Annotated in this window: 12 protein-coding genes; 6 read left to right on the plus strand and 6 right to left on the minus strand. The window is 53.7% G+C overall.

Translation table 11 applies throughout. The features are described from left to right. The first annotated feature begins 17 nt into the window (after positions 1-17). The 3 genes from EHT87_RS30505 (at position 18) to EHT87_RS30515 (ending at position 6,661) form a co-directional block, all read left to right on the plus strand. Positions 18-3,245 carry a SusC/RagA family TonB-linked outer membrane protein gene (locus tag EHT87_RS30505; RefSeq protein WP_124910596.1) on the plus strand — a complete coding sequence of 1,076 codons (3,228 nt, stop codon included), beginning with the start codon at positions 18-20 and terminating at the stop codon, positions 3,243-3,245. A gap of 11 nt (positions 3,246-3,256) precedes the next feature. Then, the gene (locus EHT87_RS30510) at positions 3,257-4,738 is read left to right on the plus strand and encodes a RagB/SusD family nutrient uptake outer membrane protein (RefSeq protein WP_124910597.1); all 1,482 of its coding nucleotides are present in this window, start codon (positions 3,257-3,259) and stop codon (positions 4,736-4,738) included. 357 nt (positions 4,739-5,095) lie between these two features. Continuing rightward, a complete protein-coding gene (locus EHT87_RS30515; protein ID WP_124910598.1) occupies positions 5,096-6,661 on the plus strand; it encodes a sensor histidine kinase in 1,566 nt (521 codons plus the stop codon). 251 nt (positions 6,662-6,912) lie between these two features. On the opposite strand, the gene EHT87_RS30520 is transcribed toward EHT87_RS30515, so the two are convergent. The 6 genes from EHT87_RS30520 to EHT87_RS30545 all read right to left on the minus strand — a co-directional run bounded on the left by EHT87_RS30520 (position 6,913) and on the right by EHT87_RS30545 (position 16,641). Continuing rightward, the gene (locus EHT87_RS30520) at positions 6,913-7,236 is read right to left on the minus strand and encodes a Dabb family protein (RefSeq protein WP_229321496.1); all 324 of its coding nucleotides are present in this window, start codon (positions 7,234-7,236) and stop codon (positions 6,913-6,915) included. Positions 7,237-7,287: 51 nt separating this feature from the next. Next, on the minus strand, positions 7,288-8,157 hold the full coding sequence (locus EHT87_RS30525; RefSeq protein WP_124910599.1) for a sugar phosphate isomerase/epimerase family protein: 870 nt from the start codon (positions 8,155-8,157) through the stop codon (positions 7,288-7,290). A gap of 276 nt (positions 8,158-8,433) precedes the next feature. Beyond that, the gene (locus EHT87_RS30530; protein ID WP_124910600.1) at positions 8,434-9,936 is read right to left on the minus strand and encodes a DUF1501 domain-containing protein; all 1,503 of its coding nucleotides are present in this window, start codon (positions 9,934-9,936) and stop codon (positions 8,434-8,436) included. A 6-nt stretch (positions 9,937-9,942) separates the two neighbouring features. Then, positions 9,943-12,687, minus strand: coding sequence for a DUF1553 domain-containing protein (locus EHT87_RS30535; RefSeq protein WP_124910601.1), 2,745 nt, complete (start codon positions 12,685-12,687; stop codon positions 9,943-9,945). A 377-nt stretch (positions 12,688-13,064) separates the two neighbouring features. Next, positions 13,065-15,452: an ABC transporter permease gene (locus EHT87_RS30540; RefSeq protein WP_124910602.1), complete on the minus strand. Its 2,388-nt coding sequence runs from the start codon at positions 15,450-15,452 to the stop codon at positions 13,065-13,067. Between the two features lie 166 nt (positions 15,453-15,618). Next, positions 15,619-16,641 carry a S66 peptidase family protein gene (locus tag EHT87_RS30545; RefSeq protein ID WP_124910603.1) on the minus strand — a complete coding sequence of 341 codons (1,023 nt, stop codon included), beginning with the start codon at positions 16,639-16,641 and terminating at the stop codon, positions 15,619-15,621. 185 nt (positions 16,642-16,826) lie between these two features. Here EHT87_RS30545 and nagB point away from each other — a divergent pair, with 185 nt between their 5' ends. The 3 genes from nagB (at position 16,827) to EHT87_RS30560 (ending at position 23,137) form a co-directional block, all read left to right on the plus strand. Further along, positions 16,827-18,785: a glucosamine-6-phosphate deaminase gene (nagB, locus tag EHT87_RS30550; protein WP_124910604.1), complete on the plus strand. Its 1,959-nt coding sequence runs from the start codon at positions 16,827-16,829 to the stop codon at positions 18,783-18,785. A 266-nt stretch (positions 18,786-19,051) separates the two neighbouring features. Then, the gene (locus EHT87_RS30555) at positions 19,052-20,203 is read left to right on the plus strand and encodes an acyltransferase family protein (RefSeq protein ID WP_124910605.1); all 1,152 of its coding nucleotides are present in this window, start codon (positions 19,052-19,054) and stop codon (positions 20,201-20,203) included. A 66-nt stretch (positions 20,204-20,269) separates the two neighbouring features. Further along, entirely contained in the window at positions 20,270-23,137 is a 2,868-nt protein-coding gene (locus EHT87_RS30560) for a M16 family metallopeptidase (RefSeq protein ID WP_124910606.1), read from the plus strand. Positions 23,138-23,186: the final 49 nt, after the last annotated feature.

The following is a 23,186-nucleotide window of genomic DNA, read 5'->3' on the forward strand; positions in this document are numbered from 1 at the left end:
TTATAACCCTGTTACTTATGAAACGACGTGTATTCCCCAGGCAGTTCTGGTTTTTGGTAGCCTGGCTACTGCCGCTACTGGTTCAGGCCCAAACCCGCACCCTCTCGGGCGTCATCCGGGACGAAAAAGGCGATGTTATTCCGGGCGCTTCGGTTGTTGCCAAAAGCAATCAGACCAGTTTGACCGCGGGCGCGCTGAGTGATGCCGATGGCGTGTTCAAAATCAACAACTTAATTTTTGGCGAGTCGTATAACCTGGTCATTTCCTTTATCGGCTACGAAACCCAGCGATTGGCGGATGTCAGGCCCGGCACGACCACGCCACTCCTCATCCGGCTCAAAGAATCGGCCTCTGTTCTGGAACAGGTCGTCGTTATCGGCTACGGCAGCCAGCGGAGACGCGAAATTACCGGCGCCATTGCCTCCGTGCGAGCCGCCGAACTGAAAGACCAGCCCGTTGCCAACCTCGAACAGGCCATTGCCGGGAAACTGGCGGGCGTGCAGGTGTTGCAAAATTCCGGTGCGCCCGGCGGCAGCATGAGCATCCGGATTCGGGGACTCAATTCCATTTCCGCGGGCACCGATCCGTTGTACGTGATCGACGGTTTTCCGATCTCCAACGACCTGAAAAACCTCCAGGGCAGCACGGATCTGATCAATATTTCCGGGATCTCGTCTTTCCAGAAATCGCCGAACCCGATGAGCACGCTCAACCCCGACGACATCGAGTCGATCGAGGTTTTGAAAGATGCGTCTTCGGCGTCGATTTACGGCTCCCGAGCCTCCAACGGTGTTATTCTGGTGACTACCAAACGGGGCAAAAAGGACGGAAAACCGTCGTTCAGTTACAGTTCGTACGGCGGGGTGCAGCAGGCGAGTCACCAGATCAAACTGATGGATGCCTACCAGTGGTCGCAACTCGTTCTGGATGGCAAAAACAACGCCTATCTGGATGCGTTTCCCAAAGCCAGCATCAACGATGACAATGCCGTCCGGAACAACAGTACGTACCAGATTCCGCCAGAAATCCTCCCCTATTTGTCTAAAACACCCGGTTTGACCAACACCAACTGGCAGGACGCCATTTTTCGGAACGCGGCCATCCAGAACCACACGCTGTCGGCGACGGGCGGCAGTGACAAAGTTCAGTATTACATTTCGGGTAATTATTTTGATCAGAAGGGCATTGTCATCGCGTCCGGTTATCAACGCTACGGCGTCCGCACCAACCTGACGGCCAATTTGACGCCCAAACTAAAAGTGGGCCTGGGTTTCAACCCGACGGTCGATCATTACGACCTGGTGAACACCGAAGGGCCGTTTATCTACGACGGCATTATCGACAATGCGCTGAAAGCCGCGCCCATTTTCCCGGTGTATAATCCCGACGGATCGGTTGCCATCAACAAGCAAAATGCCATTGCCTACGGTTTTTCCGGTGGTGAAAACCCGGTTGCGCTGGCTACGCAGATCAAGGACAAACTCAACCACGTGCGGCTGCTGGGGAATATTTTCGGAGAATACGAAATTAGCAACGGGCTGACGCTCAAGACCTATTTCGGAACGGATCTCAATTATTTCGGCCGAAATTACTACCGCCCGTCCACGCTCGGCGCCTACCGCCCGATTCAGCAAAACGCCCCCACCATTCCCAAAGGCTCGGCGCAGAACGCCAGCGCCCGGAACTGGCTGTGGGAGAATACGCTGACGTATAATTTCACCCTCAACGACGCTCACAAATTCAACCTTCTGCTGGGGTATACCTCCCAGAAAAACCGGACGGACGCCAGCCAGGTCGACGGCACGGGTTTTCCCAACGATGCGGTTCAGACGATCAATGCCGCGACCATCACCAGCGGAACCTCTTCGGCGTCCGAATGGTCGCTGCTGTCGTATGTCGGGCGTATCAACTACAATTTTTCGGACCGGTATTTTCTGTCGGCCAGCCTGCGCCGGGATGGGTCGTCGCGGTTTGGGGCTAACAACAAATGGGGCTATTTTCCGTCGGTTTCGGGGGCCTGGCTGATCAGCGGGGAGAAATTCTTCAACGTTCCGGTCATTACCGAGCTGAAACTGCGGGCCAGCTACGGGTTGACGGGCAATTTCCAGATTGCCAACTACGGCTCGCTCGACCTGCTGAGCGCCAATAATTACGTGCTGGGTGCCGGTACGGGAACCACCAACAACGGCGTTGGCTTGTCGCAGCCCGCCAATCCGGATCTGACCTGGGAAAAAACCTCCCAATTCAACGCCGGACTCGATTTAGGGCTGTTCCGGGGCCGAATTTACCTGTCGGCGGATTTCTACAAAAGCGTCACCAAAGACCTGCTGCTGTCGGTCAACGTACCACTGAGTTCCGGTTTTGCAACGGCTTTGCGCAATGTGGGCAGCGTTCAGAATACCGGTATTGAACTGGGTCTGACCACCCACAACCTGGAAGGTGCGTTGAAGTGGAACACGAATTTCAACATTTCGGCCAACCGCAACAAAGTTCTGCAACTCGGCCCGAACGGGGCACCGATCATCTCCGACGGCGGGGTGGCGAGTATTTTCATTACGCAAATCGGCTCACCGATCGGCAATTATTACGGCTACGTCAACGGCGGGGTATTTAAAAGTCAGGCCGAAATCGACGCCTATCCGCACTACGCGACGGCCAAACCGGGTGACCGGAAGTTCATCGACGTGAACGGCGACGGCAAAATCGACGCCAACGACCGGACCATCATCGGCAGTTATTTTCCCAAATTTATCTGGGGCCTGACCAACGACTTCCGCTACAAAGGCTTCGATCTGTCGGTATCGCTGCAAGCCGTTCAGGGCAGCAAAATCCTGAACCTGCAACGGCGGTATATCTACAACCTGGAAGGCAACGCCAACCAGATGGTCGAAGCGCAGAACTACTGGAAATCGCCGACCGATCCGGGCGACGGCAACACGACGCGGGCCAACCGGGTGACCAACGCCAACAGCGGCCAGATCAGTTCGTTCCACGTTGAAGACGGCTCGTACGTCCGGCTGCGGAATGTAACGCTGGGCTACAACCTCAACCGGAAATGGTTCGCCAACAAGATCAGCACGGCGCGGCTTTATTTCACCGCCCAGAATCTGCACACCTGGACCAAATACACCGGTTACAATCCGGAAGTGAACGCCCGCCCGGAAAGTCCGCTGTCGCAGGGCGAAGATTACGGAACCTACCCGCTGTCGCGAACCTATACGCTGGGCCTGAATCTATCATTCTAACGAAACCGATCATGAACTATACCCAACTCATTCGCCTGCTATTGCTGATCGGAACCGCCGGAATGCTGGGTTCCTGCAAAGACGATTTCATTAACCTGGCGTCCATTTCCAACCAGACCAGCGCCACTTTTTTCAAGTCGGCCTCTGATTTTCAGCAAGGTGTCAATGCCATTTACGACGGTTTGCAAAGCCAGCAGACGTACGGAAAAGCCTATTATTACCTGATGGAAGTTCGCAGCGACAACACCGATATTGGCGACCGGGGCGCGAATGCCGGGGTGGCTTCGCAGGTGGATCTGTTTACGGAAATTACGAGCAATCCGTTTGTGCTCGATGCCTACGCCGGTTCCTACGTCATCATTGCCCGCGCCAATGCGGTGCTGGATCGGATTGACGGGGCCACCATCGACGAAACGGCGAAGAAACAATTTAAAGGCGAAGCCCTGTTTCTGAGATCGCTGGCCTATTTCAACCTCGTGCGGTTATACGGAAAAGTGCCGCTGGTGATCAAAACGGAAACGCCCAACGAAACGCTGAATGACAAACGGAATGAGGTAACCGAGATTTACACCCAAATTGAAACCGACCTCAAAACGGCGGCTGGTTTATTGCCGGCTTCTTACACGGCAGCCACGGATCTGGGCCGGGCCACCAGCGGGAGTGCCAATGCGTTGCTGGGGAAGGTGTATGTGACGGAGAAAAAATGGGCCGATGCCGTAACGGTATTGAAAACCGTGCTGCCCACGTATTCGCTGCTTCCTAATTATGCCGATTTGTTCAAAGCCGAAAATCCAATTACGGCGGAAACGATTTTTGCCGTTCGCTTCCGGAAAGGCCAAAGCCCGTCGGAAGGAAACCTGTATTTCAACGACATGATGCCGCTCATTTTTGTGAATGGCACATCCTATTCCGGAGCGGGCAATAACCGCCCGACCGCCAGCATCGCGAAGGCCTACGAACCGGGTGACAAGCGGTTTGCGGCCTCGATGGACACGCTGTATAACCGGACGGCCACGACCGTTGTCAAGGGGAATTACGTCAAAAAATACTTCGATCTGCCCGCAACCACCGGCGATGAAGGCAACAGCTTCCCGGTTTTGCGGTATGCCGATGTGCTGCTGCTACTGGCCGAAGCACTCAACGAGCAGAGTTATTCGGCCGCAACGGCGGAGGGCAGTGCGCTTGGCTATTTAAATAAAGTCCGGATTCGGGCCGGATTGACGGCCAAAACCGCTGCGGATTTACCGGATCAGGGTGCGGTGCGGGATGCGATTTTCAAGGAACGGCGCGTGGAACTGGCGTTTGAAAACGACCGCTGGTTCGATCTGGTCCGGAATCCAAAGGCGTTGTCGATCCTGCAAACGCATCTGGCGACTGAATACGGGTTAACGACGCCGGTTCTGACCGCCAATCGGCTGCTCTACCCAATTCCCCAGCGCGAAATCGACGTCCACAACGATCTGACGGCTTTTCCGCAAAATCCCGGTTACTAAACAGTCCGAACTCTATTTTCCGAAAAACCGCTTTTGGTAACTGAACAGGCCGGGCACGAACGTAGAAGACCGTTCGTGCCCGGCCTGACTGTTTCCGGAAATCGACCGAACCGTGTTTCAGATTCTTCGCGATCTCGGGCGTTGGACAGGCCCGGCGTTTGTGCTTTTATCCGGGCCACGGAATCACAACTCTTCACCGAACTGAACGGCCCAAAGTCAGCCGTTTTTTCGGTGAACGAAGGCTTAAAAACGTGCACTGCCAACGCCGGGAATGGGTGGAAAATATTATCCGCCCTCCATTGCTAACAAAAAGGTTAGTACGGGAGTTGTAGCACCGAAAATCAGCCTCTTGATAATATGATCGTTTCTTATACGAGTTACGGTGAAACTTCCCCTCTTTTTTATCAGATCGTTGCGAATAGCCAGACGGGTGTTATCGTATTTGAAGCCATTCGGGATGATGCCGGCGAATTTCTCGACTTCCGGTTTGTCTTTATCAATCGGGTGGGGGCCGCCATTCTGGGGAAAACTCCGGAGCAACTCACCGGTCATCCTTACCTGGCTCATTTTGTTGAGGCTGAAAGCATCAGTTACTGGAACGTATACCGTCAGGTGCTGGAAACCGGTCAGGATCTTCACTTACCCGAAATAGCGTGTTATACCGATGGCATCAACGCCTGGTTCGATCTGCGGGTCAGCAAATATGGCAATGCGCTCGTTTTAACCTACAACGACATTACCGCATTCAAACGGAGCCAGCTCACCTTCGAGGCCCAGGCCCTGCAGTTGCGAACCACCCTGGATGCTTCCATCAGCAGTATTTTTTACATGACGGCCATCCGAAACGAGCAAGGCCAAATCGTTGATTTTCTGATGGTAATGTCCAATCAGGCAGTGATGCAGAGTACGAAACGAACACCCGATCAGGTGGAAGGCCAGCCGCTGTTGAAAGTCTTTCCGGGAAATGTTGAAAACGGCTTTTTTGCCCTCTACGTCCGCGTTACGGAAACCGGTCAACCGGAGCGCAGCACCCGGTATTACCGGGATGATGTGGGTCTCGAAGGCTGGTTTGAAGTGTCGGCAGTCAAGCAGGGCGATGGGGTCGTGGTTACGTTTATGAACATTACCGAACAGAAGAAAATTGAAAGTGAACTGCAGCAGAAGAATGAAGCACTGGAGCGTTCCAATCAAAGCCTGCAATCGTTTGCCTACATTGCCAGCCACGATTTACAGGAACCCTTGCGGAAACTACAGGCTTTCAGTGATATCTTGACCAATGACTACCAAACGGATTTAAAACCGGAAGCGCTCGATATCCTTCAGCGCATGAAGATCGCTACCCGGCGCATGGCAACCCTCGTCCACGACCTGCTGGCTTTTTCGCGTATCACGACGCAACCGCGGCAGGAAAAATCGGTTTCGCTTTCCAACGTAATCAGCGGGGTGATCGGAGATCTGGATCTGATCATTCAGGAAACCAGCGCGACTATTGATGTCGAAACCCTGCCCGTGATTACCGGCGACGAACTGGAATTAGGGCAATTGTTTCAAAATCTGCTCAGCAATGCGCTTAAATTCCGTCGCCCGACCATTCCGCCCGTTATTGCAATTACCTGTCTGGTAATCGAAGCCCATGAATTACCCGAATCGGTAAAAACGAAACTCCGGAAGACCCGGTATTGTCAAATCAGTGTGTCCGATAACGGGATTGGTTTCGAGCCTAAAAACGCCGATCGCATCTTCGAAATGTTTCAGCGATTGCACCCCCGCAGTAAGTTTGAAGGCACGGGCATTGGCCTGGCAATTTGCCAAAAAGTAGCCGAGAATCACGGCGGAGCCATCATCGCCACGAGCGAGCCCGATCAGGGGGCCAGTTTCCACGTCTATTTGCCGCTCAATCCGGTCGCTTTGGCCGAATTTTAACCCGGGTCAGTAGGAATTAATTCACCGCAGCTTTTAGCGTTGCGAACCCAGCCCGTCGAAGGATGGGGACGCGCCGGATACCCAAGCCATTCGGTTCTACTTACCATCTCTATTCGAACAGCCCGGACCTCAATTCGGGCTTTTTTTTAGTAAACCCTTCCTGAAGCGTGGGTATTCCATCGCAAATGGCCTACTGCACAGGGCCCTGATCGCAACAGACACTGTGGCCTTAGCAGACTTGTTTTTGATGATTATTCCGCATAGGGCGTATAATCGATCTCCAGAAATTCGGCTACGTTAGTCTTCCAGACTTGCCGGACGAACTGAACGTGGTCGGGATGGTTCGTATACTGATCGTACCGTTCCTGACTGGCAAACTCCATCGACAAGCCAAAGTCATACGGATTTTTCGGGCTGATTTGTTTCAAACATTCGAAATTCTGTACGCCGGGAATGGCGGCCAGTTTCCGGGCTTCGTCCAGAAAGTTTTGTTCTGCCTCCGAACCGGCGGGATGATTGAGTTTGAAGGCAACGGTATGACGAATCATGGAACGGTTTTGGTTGGTACCTTTCATTGGGTCGCGGTTTTTCGGTCGCCAGGCAACCGAAAAACCGCAGACTGCTTCTTAACCCCAGTTTGCTTTCTGGATATTGTCGATGCTGATCTTGATGCTTTCCAGCGGTGGGCGCTTGCAAACGTCCTGTTCGACAAAATAATGCTTCATCCCGGCTTCGCCGGCTTTTGCAAAAATGGCCGCAAAGTCAATGGAACCCGTGCCCACTTCGGCAAATTCCTGCTCCGGCGTTTTGGCCATGTCCTTCACGTGCCAGAGCGGAAAACGACCGGGATACTTGGCGAAATAATCCGTCGGCTTCTGCCCGGTTTTGGAAATCCAGTACAAATCCATTTCCATCTGCACCGTCGTATTTTTCAGAATCAGCTCATACGGCATCTGACCGTCTACGCGTTCGTTAAATTCGAAATCGTGGTTGTGATAGCCCAGCGTGAGTCCGGCTTTTTTCGCCGTTTCCTGGCCTTTTCCCAGCAGATCGATCAGTTGTTTGTAATCATCCGATTTGCGCTCGTCGGGGGCCAGATACGCAATGATGAGGTATTCCTGACCAACAGCCTTGGCATCATCCACCACCTGCTGCCAGTTTTTAGTCAGGCCGTCCATCGGGCCCATTTGGGTTGAACGGGCGGTCAGCGTGTGTCCACTGGGGGCCGACAACCCATTATCTTTCAGTATTTTAAGGTATTCGGCTGGCGTTTTTCCAAAGAATTTTCCACCACCGTACCCAAAATTTTCCACTTCTTTATATCCCAACTTGGCCACCTGCTCCAGGATGGTTTCAATGCCCTGTTTCTGAATGTCGTCCCGGAGCGTATACAATTGCAAGCCAACGTTTTTCGCTTTGGCCGCGCAAGCGTTTAAGCCCAGCACCGACAAGGCGCTAAGTCCTAATGAGGTTCCAAGAAAATTTCTGCGATTCATGGTGATTCTGGTAAAATATACAATTGAGTGAAACGGATTGGCCGGCTGGTCGAACAATCGGACCTCCTTTTAATATGTATTTTCGACACAATGATACCGTGTTTTGGCTTTGTGTCTATCTAAACTCTATAAATAATTTAATTTTTTCAACAGGGAATCCAGAAGCATAGAAATAGGAACGCGGATTCAACGGATTGGACTGATCAAAACGGCTATTAATCCGTGTAAATCCGTTCCATCCGTTAAATCCGCGTTCCTATATTATATTCTTATTCGTTACGCTAAAACCGGTTTTATCACTTTTCCGGCTACGTCTGTCAACCGGAAGGGGCGCCCCTGAAACTGGTAGGTCAGCTTGGAATGGTCGAAGCCGAGCAGGTGTAGAATTGTGGCCTGCAGGTCGTGAACGTGGACTTTATCCTTCACCGCGTAATAACCAATCGGGTCGGTTTCGCCGTAGCTAAAACCGCGTTTGACGCCACCACCCGCCATCCAGACCGTGAACGCATCCAGATGGTGGTCGCGACCCATGAACGGCATCTCCTGGCCGTCGCGGTTTTCCTGCATCGGCGTCCGACCAAATTCGCCACCCCACACCACGAGCGTTTCGTCGAGCAGTCCGCGCTGTTTCAGATCGTTCAGCAAAGCCGTAACGGCCTGATCCGACTGTTTGCATTTATCCCGCAATCCGGTTTCAATCGACCCGTCCTTGCTGGTTCCGTGCGTGTCCCACCCCCAGTCGAACAGCTGGACAAACCGCACACCCCGTTCAATCAACCGCCTTGACAAGAGGCAATTGCGGGCAAATGAACCAACGTTCGGATCAACGCCGTAGGCATTCAGAATGTAGTCGGGTTCGCTTTTAATATCCATCGCATCGGGCACCGACATCTGCATTTTGAACGCCATCTCATACTGCGAAATGCGGGTCAGAATTTCCGGATCTTTCACGTCGTCATACTGCTGCTGATTGACTTCGTTGATCGCATCGATGGTTTGTTTCCGGATATCGCGGTTCATGCCCTGCGGATTGGAAACGTACAGAACCGGGTCGCCGTCGGTGCGGCACTGAACGCCCTGATACACCGAAGGCAAAAAACCGCTCCCCCAAACCGACTTGCCCGCATCTGGCTGCTTTCCGCCCGACGCCAGCACGATAAAACCGGGCAGATTATCATTTTCCGACCCCAGACCGTAGGTTACCCACGAACCAATGCTGGGCCGTCCCAGCCGGGCCGCGCCGGTGTGCATCAGCAACTGCGCGGGGGCGTGGTTGAACTGGTCGGTGTGCATCGATTTGATGAACGTGATCTCGTCGGCCACGGTTTGCAGGTGCGGCAGGTAATCCGACAGCCAGGCCCCCGACTGACCGTATTGCGCAAACTTGCCCTGCGGCCCGAGCATCTTCGGCACACCGCGGATGAAGGCAAATTTCTTCCCCTCCAGCAACTCCTGCGGACAATCTTTGCCGTTGTATTTGACCAGTTCCGGCTTGTAATCGAACAGCTCCAGCTGCGACGGCGAACCCGCCATGTGGATGTAGATCACCCGCTTCGCTTTCGGCGAAAATTGCGACGGGCGCGGGGTCATGGGCTCGCCCGGGGAGGCTGGTGCGTTGTTGAGCGCCGTTTTATCGTCGTTTTTACCGAAAAAACCGCAACTGGTCAGGGTTGAACCCAGCGCCATAGCGCCCAGTCCGGTCGTGCAGGTGTGCAAAAAATGCCGCCGGGTTTCGCGCTGCAAAGCTGCTTCCTGGAGTTCTTTAAGGAGTTTGTTCATCGGATTTTATTCTTTCGTAATCACTTCATCCAGGTTCAGCATCGTATTGGCCGTCACGGTCAGGGCCGCCAGTTGGGGCGTCGCTTCCTGACAGGACACTAATTGATGGGCATCTTCCGGATGCTGGCGATAATACGTTTCGGTATTTCGGTAAAGTTTAGTCAGAATCGCCAGCTTTTTCGGCGTCAGATTCCGGAGCATAATCAGCCGGAAACCGGCCTGGATTTGCTGTTCCGGTGTTTTTCCCTGCAAGATCATCGTCTCGGCCAACCGTTGAGCGGCTTCCACATAGACCGGATCGTTGAGCGTCACCAGGGCCTGCAAAGGCGTGTTGGTGCGGAGTCGGCGGAGCTGGCAGAACTCCCGGCTCGGGCTGTCGAAGGTAATCATCGACGGATACGGGGCCGTCCGTTTCCAGTAGGTGTACAACGCCCGTCGATACCGGTCTTCACCCTGACTCAACTTCCAGGACTCGCCACTGTAGGGCGATTGCCAGATGCCATCGGGCTGGGGCGGCATCACGCTGGGGCCGTATAACTTGTTGCTCAACAGGCCCGTAACCGCCAGCGCCTGATCCCGCACCTGCTCGGCTCCCAGCCGGACCCGTGGCCCGCGGGCCAGCAGTTTGTTGTAGGGATCTTTGGCCAGCAGCGCCGGTGACACGTCGGAACGTTGGCGGTAGGTGGCCGAAACCACGATTTTCTTCAGTAATTTTTTGACACTCCAGCGGTCGGTTTCCATAAAATCGACGGCCAGCCAATCCAACAGTTCACGGTGCGTGGGCTGAATGCCCTGCGTGCCGACATCCTCGACGGTTTCCACAATACCGGTTCCGAACAACTGCTCCCAAAACCGGTTGACGGCCACCCGCGCCGTGAGCGGATGTTCGCGACTCACCATCCATTTCGCCAGGCCCAGGCGGTTTTTGGGCAATTCCTTCGCCATCGGCGGCAAGGATTTCGGCACATCGGGCTTCACTTCCTTACCTTTCACCAGCCAGTTCCCGCGCTGAAAAACGTACGTTTTGCGGGCCAGATCGCCGGTTCCTTCAAACATAATGGGCGTCGATTCGGGCCGGGTATTCAGAATTTGGGCCAGCTTCAAATCCATTTCACCCAAGGCCGTTGCGGGTTGCCCCGGCAGGGCCGCCTGGAAAGATACCCACTTGATTTGAATCCACTCTTTGGGTGTCTCCGGACTGGTCGCCGTCACATACAGATCATGGTGGCCCGCTATGTTGGGCAACGGGAAAATCATGGTGCTATCCCGGCTGGCCGGTGTGGGAGCTGTCAGCAGAACCGGGCCGGTCAGACTATCCCGGCGCAGCGTCAGAATGGCATTTTTACCCTTCGTTCCCCAGGCCATGATCAACCGGTTTTTACCCGTCAGGTCAACGTTTTTGATCCGGCCGGAGCCGCCGTCCTGCATCACGAAATACTTGGCATCCAGCAGCGACGCCTTCACGTATTTGTCGAAGTCGTGGGAGTTGATCTTGGGTTCGGTAATCCGGACAAATTTCATCACGTCCTGAACCTGCCGGGGTTGTTTGAGGTGGCCTTTCAACCAGGTATGTAATTCCTGAACCTTCAGCGAATCTTCTTTCTGATAAAACCGCAAGGTCGGCGTTTCGGTCGTTACGTCCTCGTCGCGGGAGTTGTTGAAGAACGCCATGTATTTGTAATATTCTTCGTTGACAAACGGGTCATACGGATGCGTATGGCATTGCACGCAGCCGAAGGTGGTTCCCTGCCAGACGTCCCAGGTCGTATTGACCCGGTCCATGACGGCCGCCACGCGAAACTCTTCATCCTGCGTACCGCCTTCGTCGTTGGTCATCGTGTTGCGGTGAAAACCGGTCGCAACCAGTTGGTCATCCGTCGGGTTCGGCAGCAAATCGCCCGCCAGTTGTTCCACCGTGAACTGGTCGAACGATTTGTCCTGGTTAAAGGCTTCGATGAGCCAGTCGCGATACCGCCAGATGGTCCGGCCCGGGTCGCGTTCGTAGCCTTTCGTATCGGCATACCGGGCCAGATCGAGCCACATGCCCGTCCAGCGTTCACCGTAGGCCGGAGACGCCAGCAGCCGGTCCACCACCTTTTCGTAGGCATTGGGCGAGGTGTCGGCCACAAAATCCGCCACTTCTTTTTCCGTCGGCGGCAAACCCGTCAGATCGAGCGAAACCCGGCGAATCAGCGTCGCTTTGTCCGCTTCGGGCGATGGTTTCAGGTTTTCTGTTTTGAGTTTATCGAGAATAAAATGGTCGATTTCGTTTTTCGCCCAGTTCAATTCGTCATTTTCAACGACGCCCAACCGCGACCAGAACGTTCCGATTTTCGGCACTTCCGGTTTTTCAACCGATTGATACGCCCAGTGATCACCCCATTCGGCACCCTGATCGATCCATTTCCGCAGCGTCTCGATTTCTTCCGGTTTCAAAGGGGGCGCTTCCAGCGGCATGCGTTCGTCGTGGTCGGTGAGCGTCAACCGGCGGATCAGTTCACTGTTGTCGGCGTCGCCCGGTATAATGGCTAATTTTCCGGATTTCCCCGGTGCCAATGCTTCGTTCTTAAACAGCAAGCTATAATTCGACGCTTTTTTGACGCCCCCGTGGCAGGCAATGCAATTTTTGTTGAGAAGGGGCTTGATTTGGGTATTAAAATCCACTTTATCCTCGAAGATTCCGAGGAACGAAGAAAGGGTAAGAGCTACCACCACGGCCAACCCACCAACCACCAGGAGTTGAGGTTTCATACGAAAAGGTTCAGGTTTCAGGGTTTTCGACTCCTTATAAAGAGTTGAAAAAAGGTAATGTACTGAATTCTACTACAAAAATTAGAAAAAATCCGCACTTTTCCGCGTTCTCATGGGAGAATGATCGGTGTGCAATCACAAAAAGCCCGATCCGTGTTTCCGGTCGGGCTTTGACTGCTCCCGGGCTTTTCCGGGTCGTAACTACCGTGAATTATGGTTAATGAGGCTCCAGAGGAGCTTTCTGTTACCAGAATTTTAGCGATTGACTATTCAGGACGCTCCTCCGGAGCTTATCGCTTGTTCGGCACCGGTTTTCTATCAACAGGGAGCCCCTCCGGGGCAAATCCGAAATCCGCGTTAATCAGGTTATCAAGTTATTACTCACTCCGCAGACTTTCCACCGGGTTGGTCAGGGCCGCTTTTACACTCTGGAAACACACGGTCAGGAAAGCAATGGCAATGGCCAACATTCCCGCCAGGGCGAATACCCACCAGGCCGGATCAAGCTTGTATTCAAAGTTTTGCAGCCATTGACTCATCGCATACCAGGCAATGGGAGAAGCAATGACGATGGCGATGAACACCAGTTTCATAAAATCTTTCGATAGCAACATCACAATGCTGGCCACCGACGCGCCGAGTACTTTCCGAACGCCGATTTCTTTGGTGCGTTGCTCGGCGGCAAAGGCCGTCAAACCAAACAGGCCCAGACAGGCAATCAATACCGCCAGAACCGTAAAGGTCAGCAGGATCTGACCCTGCTTCTGTTCTGCTTTGTATTGCTGTGAAAAGTTTTCATCCAGAAAATGAAAATCAAGCGTATTGGCCGGATCGAACGTTTGATAAACCGACCGGATGTGGGCCAGTGCTTCGGTTACTTTTGTGGGCTGAATCCGAACGTATACATTGTCTTTGTCCAGCGGGGCAGGCATCTGCAACACCAGTGGCTCGATTTTATGCTGAAGAGAATAGGTATGAAAATCCCGGACAACACCCACCACGCGGGCTTCGGCCGTGTGCTTTTCCTGATCGATGTAGTATTTCACTCGCTTGCCGATGGGCTCTTTCCAGCCAAGTTGCTTCACCAGGGTCTCATTGACCAATACCGCACCTGCCAAATCGCTTTTGAACGATTCGGAGAAGTTTCGTCCGCTCAGTAGTTTGATCTCCAGGGTCTTGAGATAGTCGGGATCGACCGAAAACTTCTGCACCACCTGCGTACTGGCTGAAATCGCGCCGTTTTGCTCAAAGAACATGCCGTTACCGCCGATGTTGTTGTTGCCAATCGGATTGCTGGCGGCCGACGCGCTCTCAATCAACGGGCTTCGCAGCAGAGCTTCTTTGAGGGCCTCGATGCGCTGGCGGGTTTCCTGGCTGTCAATGTGAAATGTGAGCACCTGTTCTTTGTTAAATCCTAAATCCTTGTGCATCACAAACTCCATTTGCCGGTACACCAGGCCCGAACAGGCAATCAGCGCAATCGTGGCCACAAACTGGAACACCACCAGCGACTGCTTCAGAAAGCTGCTGCCCGATTGGCCGCCAGACTGCCCCCGCAAAGCCGCTATCGGCCGGAAACCCGACAGCATCAACGCGGGATAGAGACCGCTCACCGCACCAAGCACGAGCGACAGCAGGGTAACCACCACGACCGTAGTCGATAGATCAGGGATTGACAGCGCTTTATCGGCCAGTTGGTTGAAAAAAGGCAAGGCCACCACCACCACGACGGTACTGACCAGACCCGCCAGGAACGTCATGAGCATCGACTCGGTCAGAAATTGCCCGATGAGTTGCTGCCGAAACGACCCGATGGCTTTCCGAACGCCAACTTCGCGGGTCCGTTTCAGGGCGCGGGCCGTATATAAATTCACGTAATTGATGCAGGCAATCAGCAGAATCAGGGCCGCCACGACCGCAAAAATGGACACCGTGCGCGCGCTGCCATTCGGGCTGATTTCATAGTCAAGCTGCGAGTGGAGGTGAATCGACGTCAGGGGCTGGAGTTCCATGCGGTACGTCACACCATCTCCCAGTTCTTTTTTCAGGTATTTCTGGTAAAAACCGGGCAGCTTGGCTTCCAGCGTTTTGGAATTGCTTCCTTCGGTCAGCAGCAGATAGGTATACAGTTCAGAATTCTGCCAGCCACTGGTATAATTAGTTGGCAGCGAGCGCAAAGCTTTGAATTGCAGATGGGAATTGGCCGGCACATCGTCCATAACCCCCGTAACGGTATTGGGAAAATTGTTACTGAAATTAACGACTTTTCCAACGGCTTTTTGAGCATCCCCGAACAGACTTTCGGCCACACTCTTCGTCAGAACGATGCTTTGCGGTTTACTCAGCGCCGAAGCCGGATCGCCATACAGAAGCGGAAAGGTAAAAACCTCAAATACCGCCGGGTCCGTGAAAAAAATGTTCCCGACTTCTATTTTTTTATCATTGAACGTGATGAGTCCCCCGCCTTCCGTGTTGAACCGAACGGTTTTTTCAACTTCCGGGTATTCGTTTTTCAGGGCGGGTCCATACGGCGCCGAGGTCGGGGCCAGTTTGAGGTTTCCGCCCGGCCACTGGGCATAATGCACCACCCGGACAATGCGATCCGCTTTGGTATGAAAACGATCGTAGCTTAGTTCATCAACGACGTACAGTCCCATCAACCAGACGGCTGCCATCCCAATGCCGAGTCCAACGACGTTGAGACCACTGAAGAGCTTGTTTTTCCAGAAAGTCCGGATCGTAATTTTTAGGTAGTTCTGTAACATTTCAGTAAACCGTTGACGTTATAAGCCGTATTTCTGTACGCTGCCTGATCAATTCCCAAATGCCGTACCAAACCAGTAAGACAAAGATTATCAGATACTTATAAAAAGTTAATTTTAAATTGTGTCCGCAAATGGACGTTAATTTTGACCGTTAGTGGACAATCGGTCAGCGCACCGCCGGTTCCAGCAACTGGATCGTTCCGGCGTCGGCATCCAGTTCGGCTTCGATGCCCAGTGGAACGGTGAATTTGTGCGTAATGTGGCCGATCATGGCCCCCGAGTAGGCCGGTTTTTTCAATGGAATAATATGATCGCGGAAAACGTCTTCCAGCGTCAGCGAACCGTACCCTTTGCCGGGCTCGCAGTCGGTGCATTTCCCGAAAACGAAACCGCCAATCTGATCCAGAACGCCCGCCAGTTTGAGTTGTGTAATCATGCGGTCCATCCGGTAAACGTCTTCGCCAATGTCTTCCAGAAACAAAATGCTGTCTTTCCAGTCGGGCAGGTATCGGGACCCCATCAGGTGGCTCAAAACCGTCAGATTTCCGCCCAAAAGCCGCCCGCGGGCTTTGCCGGGGTGGAGCGTAGCCACCCGGTCTTTCACCTGCGCCAGCAAATCGCCTTTATCGTGCGGATTTTCCATCAAAACCGCCTGGCCGTCCATCAGCGTCTGACGGAAATAGTTCACCGTGAACGGATTGAACGTGGCCGACCCCACCGGGCCGTGCATCGTCACCAGTCCGGTTTGCGCGTAAATCCCCAGTAACAAGGCGGTAATGTCGCTGTAGCCGACCAGGATTTTCGGATTCCGGCGAATCACGCTGTAGTCGAGCAGCGGCAACAACCGGGCGCACCCCCAGCCGCCGTGCATGGCCATGATGGCGTTTACGCTGGGGTCGGCAAACAGCGCGTTGAGGTCGGCCGCCCGGTCGGCGTCGGTTCCGGCGAGGTAGCCGTAGCGGTCGAAAACGTGTTTGGCAATAATGGTTTTGAACCCCAGCGCCTGCAACGATTCCACGGCGACCTGAACGGTTTCGTGCGTAAAAGCCGGGGCCGCCGGACCCACCAGCGCAACGGTATCACCGGGTTTGAGCCGGGGCGGTTTGACGGCGGTAACCGGTGGACGAAAAGCCGTGGTGGCCGCGGCAGCGGTGAGGATTTGCAAAAAGTTTCGGCGGGAGAACGACATGGACGGGAAACGAGTAGTAAGAATTGACGGAAAAACAGTACCAATATAAATCAGAATACGGACCGATCCCTTACTTTAGAAGGTATTCGGGCATTCTTAAAAAAATTTAAAATATTTTCATTGGTGTTACGGATCAATATGACGAATTTTGCCGCACCGCACGAACCACAATTTACCATTCCGTTATGATTTCTGAACCTTCCATTGTCGAAAATGCGTCGGGTCGTAAACCGGGTGAGCCGGTCCAATCGGCCATCACGTACGAAAAAATACCCACGCACATCTACGCCGATGCGAAAGATGCGTCCCGCGCCGTCGCCCACGAAATTGCCGATCTCATTCGCGAAAAGCAGCAACAGGGGAAGCTGTGTGTCTTGGGGTTAGCCACTGGCTCGTCGCCCAAAACGGTGTATGCCGAGCTGATCCGGCAACACCGCGAAGAAGGCCTGAGCTTCCGCAACGTGGTGACGTTCAACCTGGATGAATATTATCCGATGGAGCCAAATTCGCTGCAAAGCTACGTGCGGTTCATGAAGGAGCAACTGTTCGACCACGTCGATATTCCGGAAGGTAATTATTTTATTCCCGACGGAACGGTTCCGGTCAACAAAGTCGCCGAGTTCAGCCGGGCCTACGAAGAAAAAATGCAATCGTACGGTGGGCTGGATTTTCAACTGCTGGGGATTGGTGGCAACGGTCACATCGGGTTTAACGAACCGGGTTCGCTGATCAATTCGCACACCCGCCTGATGATGCTCGATCATTCGACGCGGGCGGCTGCGGCCATGGACTTTGGCAGTTTGGCTAAAACACCGAAAAAGGCCATTACGATGGGGGTTGCCCCTATTTTGAGCGCCCGACGGGTGGTTCTACTGGCCTGGGGTGAACGCAAAGCGCCGGTCATCCGGGCCGCTCTGGAAGGAACCGTGACGGAATCGATCCCGGCTTCGTACCTGCAAACGCATCCCAACGCGCTGTTTGTGATCGACCAGGCCGCTGCGTCGGACCTGACCCGGATGCAAACGCCCTGGCTGGTCGATACGGTGGAATGGACCAACCAGATGATCAAGAAAGCCGTCACGTACCTGTCGCGGACACTGGGAAAACCGGTTTTAAAACTGACCAACAAAGATTATAACGACAACGGGATGAGCGACTTGCTGGCGCAGGTAGGACAGGCATACGATCTGAACATCGACGTTTTCAATCAACTTCAACATACGATTACGGGCTGGCCGGGTGGCAAACCGAATGCCGACGATACCAAGCGCCCCGAACGCGCCCTTCCCGCCAGCAAACGCTGCCTGATTTTTAGTCCCCATCCCGACGACGACATCATTTCGATGGGCGGCACGTTCCAGCGGCTGGTCGATCAGGGCCACGAAGTTCACGTGGGCTACCAGACTTCCGGAAACATTGCTGTGGCCGATGACGAAGCCCTGCGGTTTGCGGATTACGTGGTGGATTTCAACGAAAAATTCGGCATCGACAGCCCCGAAGCCACGCAGATTTTCCGCGATGCTGCCGAGTCGTTACGCGAGAAGAAAGACAGCGAAATGGACTCGGTGGAAGTGCGGTATATCAAAGGGTTGATCCGGAAAGGCGAGGCCAAATCGACCTGCCGGTTTGTTGGAATCCCCGTTGAGAATGCTCATTTTCTGAACATGCCGTTCTACGAAACCGGCAAAGTCGAAAAGAGCGCCTTGGGCGAAGCCGACATTCAGGTGGTGATGGACGTCATCAGGCAGGTAAAACCGCACCAGATTTATGCCGCCGGTGATCTGGCCGATCCGCACGGAACGCACAAGGTTTGCCTCGACGCCATCATGGAAGCCGTTCGCCGGTTGAAGAACGAGGAGTTTATGCAGGATTGCTGGGTGTGGCTCTACCGCGGGGCCTGGGCCGAGTGGGACATTCACGAAATTGAAATGGCGGTTCCGATGTCGCCCGACCAGGTGATGCGCAAGCGGCTCGGTATTTTCAAACACCAGTCGCAGAAAGACGGCGTGGTGTATCAGGGCACCGACTCGCGGGAGTTCTGGCAACGGGCCGAGGAGCGCAACCGCGCCACGGCGGGGCTCTACAACCAGTTGGGCCTGGCCGAATACGAAGCCATGGAAGCGTTTGTGCGCTGGCATTTTTAACCGGATTTATTGACTTGATTTTTGCCTTCCAAATAGGCCCCATCAGAAAATGTTGGGGCCTATTTTTTTATAAATCGTCGGTTGACGGCTCATACGGTTGTTGCCAGCCCCCGGTTTAAACCGGGGTTGAAGGTCGGCGGTATCCGTTGATAGCAAACCGTTTTAACGGTTGCGGGATGCTGAAACCGTTAAAACGGTTCGTATATTTCAGATGCGTTTCATGCTTTCCCCCGGTTTAAACCGGGGGCTTTACAATTCTACTACTCATGCAACAAACGAAGAGTTCTCACGAACTAAACCGAACCTCCAGCCAGTCCTTGGGTACTTCCCGGCTTCTGTCCCTCGACACTTTCCGGGGCATCACCGTTGCGGCCATGATTCTGGTCAATAACCCCGGCGACTGGAGCCACATCTATGCCCCGCTGGGTCATGCACACTGGCACGGCTGGACACCCACAGACCTGATTTTTCCGTTTTTCCTGTTCATCGTCGGCGTCTCGATTTCGTACGCCTTGCAGAATAAGGAAAAACCGGGTCTGGTCGGGAAAATTGTGAAGCGGAGTTTGATTCTGTTCAGTCTGGGTTTGTTTCTGAACCTGTTCCCGAAATTTGATTTTACCACCGTCCGGATTCCGGGCGTTTTGCAGCGGATTGCGCTGGTGTACCTGGCCTGTTCGCTCATTTACGTCAAAACCGACACCCGGACGCAGGGCTGGCTGATCGGGATTTTACTCGTTGGCTACTGGCTCCTGATGGCGTTTGTTCCCGTACCGGATTTTGGCCCGGCCAACCTGGAACCCGAAACCAACCTCGGCGCTTGGCTCGACCGGACCTTGCTGGGCGGCCATTTATGGAAAACCTCGAAAATCTGGGACCCGGAAGGAATTTTGAGCACCCTGCCCGCCATTGCAACCGGTTTGTCCGGCATTCTGGCCGGAACACTCCTCAAGTCCGGCCGACCGGAAGCCGAAAAAGCAGTTTGGTTGTTCGTGGCGGGTTGTCTGTCGCTGCTGGGTGCCTATGTCTGGAACGGCTTTTTCCCGATCAATAAATCCCTCTGGACCAGTTCGTTCGTGTTGCTGACCTCCGGTCTGGCGTTGCAGGGGCTGGCGTTGTGCTACTGGCTGATCGACGTGCAGGGGTATAAACGATGGACCAAACCGCTCGTTGCCTTTGGCGTCAATGCCATTACGGTTTTCTTCCTCTCCGGACTGATTCCGCGCATTCTGAACCTAATTAAAATTCAACAACCTGACGGGTCGGAAACGGGTGCGAAGGAATGGCTGTACCAGACGTTTTTCGTGCCGTATTTCGAAAGCCCGTACAACGCGTCGCTGGCCGGGGCGCTGACGTTTGTGCTGATCTGGTTCGGGATTTTAGGTTGGATGTACCAGAAAAAAATCATTATTAAAGTATAAATAATGCCGCTACTTTTGAGTTAACACAGCAGACACGCTACACGCCGTGTTTTCACGATCGATACGATGAACAAGATTCTTGCAACCGGCCTTGCCATTTCTCTGTTGGTAGGCGGTGCGAATGCCCAGCAACCCGTCAAAACCGGCACCAAAAAAGCCGCAGTTCCCTCAAAAGCCGCCGTTGCCGCGGGAATTCCTGCCGAACTGAAGCAGCCCATTCCGTTCGATCCGGACGTCAAAGTGGGAAAACTTCCGAACGGGATTACCTACTACATCCGCAAAAATGCCGAACCCAAAAACCGGGCGGAACTGCGGCTGGCGATCAACGCCGGGTCGATTCTGGAAACGGACGACCAGCAGGGCCTGGCGCACTTCATGGAACACATGGCGTTCAACGGCACCAGGAATTTTCCCAAGAATGAACTGGTGAGTTTCCTGCAATCGTCGGGCGTGCGATTCGGAGCCGACCTGAACGCGTCGACCGGTTTCGACGAGACGATTTACCAACTGCCCGTGCCAACCGACTCGGCGCGGATTTTTGAGCGGTCGTTCCAGATTCTGGAAGACTGGGCGCACAACGTGACGATGGACCCGGCCGAAATCGACAAGGAACGCGGAGTCATTCTGGAAGAAGCCCGGTCGGGACGCGGGGCCGGTCAGCGGATGCGCGAAAAGTATTTTCCGCTGATTCTCAACAACTCCCGCTACGCCAGCCGGTTACCGATTGGCAAAGACGACATCATCAAGACCTTCAAACCCGAAGCCTTGCAGCGGTTTTATAAAGACTGGTACCGCCCGGATCTGATGGCGGTGGTGGCCGTTGGCGATTTCGATGTGGCTCAGGTAGAAGGTATTATCAAGGAAAAATTCGGGCGCATTCCGGCGGCAACCAACCCGAAACCGCGTCTGGAATACCCGGTTCCGCCCCACAAAGACACCAAGATTGCCATCGTGACCGATCCCGAACAGCCGAATACGATGGTGCAGATTATGTACAAACGGCCCGAAATCAAGGAGAAAACCCTGTACGATGTCCGGGAAGCCATCAAGCGGGTTCTGTTCAATTCCATGATCGGAAACCGGATCAATGAACTCACGCAGCAGGCCGACCCGCCGTTTCTGGCCGGATACAGCAATTACGGCGGTTTTCTGGGCGATCAGGATGCGTTCAGCTCCTACGTCATTGCCAAAGACGGCAATGTTCCGCGGGCCGTCACGGCCATTCTGGACGAAAATGCCCGCGTCGACCGCTTTGGATTTACGGAAACGGAACTGGATCGGGCCAAAAAACAGTACCAGAAAGCCGTCGATCGCATCTACCGGGAACGGGACAAAACCCGCTCGTCGAGTTACGTCAGTGAATACGTCGAGAACTTCCTGAAAGGCGACATCCCGGTCAGCATTTCGTTTTACAATGATTTTCTGAAAAAATACCTCAGCGGGATTACCGTCGGCGACGTCAATAACCTGGCGAAACAGTTCATTACGACCGAAAACCGGGCCGTCGTCATCATGGCTCCGGAGAAGGATAAAGCTAAACTGCCAACCGAAAAACAGATTCTGGCGCTGATCGATAACGCCGGTAAAAACGTAACGGCCTATGTCGACAAAACGCTGGACAAACCGCTTTTGCCGACGCTACCCGTTGGAGCGCCCGTAACGGCTGAGAAGGAAATTCGCGACATCAACGTCACCGAATGGACGCTCCGCAACGGCGTGAAAGTGGTGTTGAAACCGACGGATTTCAAGAACGATCAGATCATTTTTTCGGCCACGAGTCCGGGCGGTACTTCGCTCTACGAAAATAAGGATTTTGAATCGGCACGGTTTGCTTCGACGCTGACGCAAATGAGCGGAATCGGCGAATATAGTCAGATTCAGCTCGGTAAGTACCTGACCGGAAAAACCGTGAACGTAACGCCTTACATTGGCGAAACTACCGAAGGCATCAGCGGCAGCACCACACCCGACGACCTGGAAACGGCGCTGCAACTGGTGTATGCCTACTTTACAGCCCCTCGGAAGGACACGGAAGTGATCAAGGGATTTCTATCCAATCAGAAAAGTTTTCTGCAAAATCAGATGGCGACCCCGACGCCCCAGAAGGTTTTCCAGGACACGGTTCAGGCGGTATTGGGCAATTATAATTACCGCCGTTTGCCGATGACACCCGCCAATCTCGACAGGGTTGATGTGGATCGGGCCACGGCCATTTACAAAGACCGCTTTGCCGACGCCAGCGATTTCACCTTCTTCTTTGTCGGAAATTTCAAGGAAAAAGACATTAAACCGTTGATTGAAAAGTATTTGGGAAGCTTACCGGCTATCAATCGCAAGGAAAAATACCGCGACCTGGGCATCCGGATTCCGGCCGGAAAAATCGAGAAGTCTGTTACCAAAGGGCTGGAACCGCGAAGCACGGTTCAGCTGGTCTTCAGCGGTGATTTTGTCTGGAATTCCGAAAACACCACGCAAGTCGACGCGCTGGCCGAAGTGCTGGAAATTAAACTGACCGAAACGCTCCGGGAGGAAGAAAGCGGGGTGTACGGCGTGGGCGTCAACGGGGCCTACTCCAAAATTCCGGCGCAGCGGTACACCTTCCGCATTGGGTTCAGTTGCGCTCCCGAGAACGTCGATAAACTGATTGCCCGGACGCTGGCTGAAATTGAAAAGCTGAAGCAGAACGGTGCCGATGCCAAAGATATCGACAAATTCAAGGCCGAAACCCGGCGCGAAACGGAAGTTCAGTTGAAGCAGAACAACTTCTGGCTGGGGTATCTTTCCAACCAGTATTTCAACCAGGACGACCCGAACGAAATCCTGCACGAAGCAGAGTTTCTGAAACAGGTGACGCCGGAAAGCACGAAACAGGCCGCCAATCAGTATTTTGGCAAGAACTTTATCAAGCTGTTGCTGGTGCCGGAACGGAAGTAATTCGCGCCCTGCCGTTCGCTAAATGGTTGAGTATCTTCTGGTAAAAAGC

The sequence above is a fragment of the Larkinella knui genome (assembly GCF_003858645.1).
GTDB classification, from domain to species: Bacteria; Bacteroidota; Bacteroidia; order Cytophagales; family Spirosomataceae; genus Larkinella; species Larkinella knui.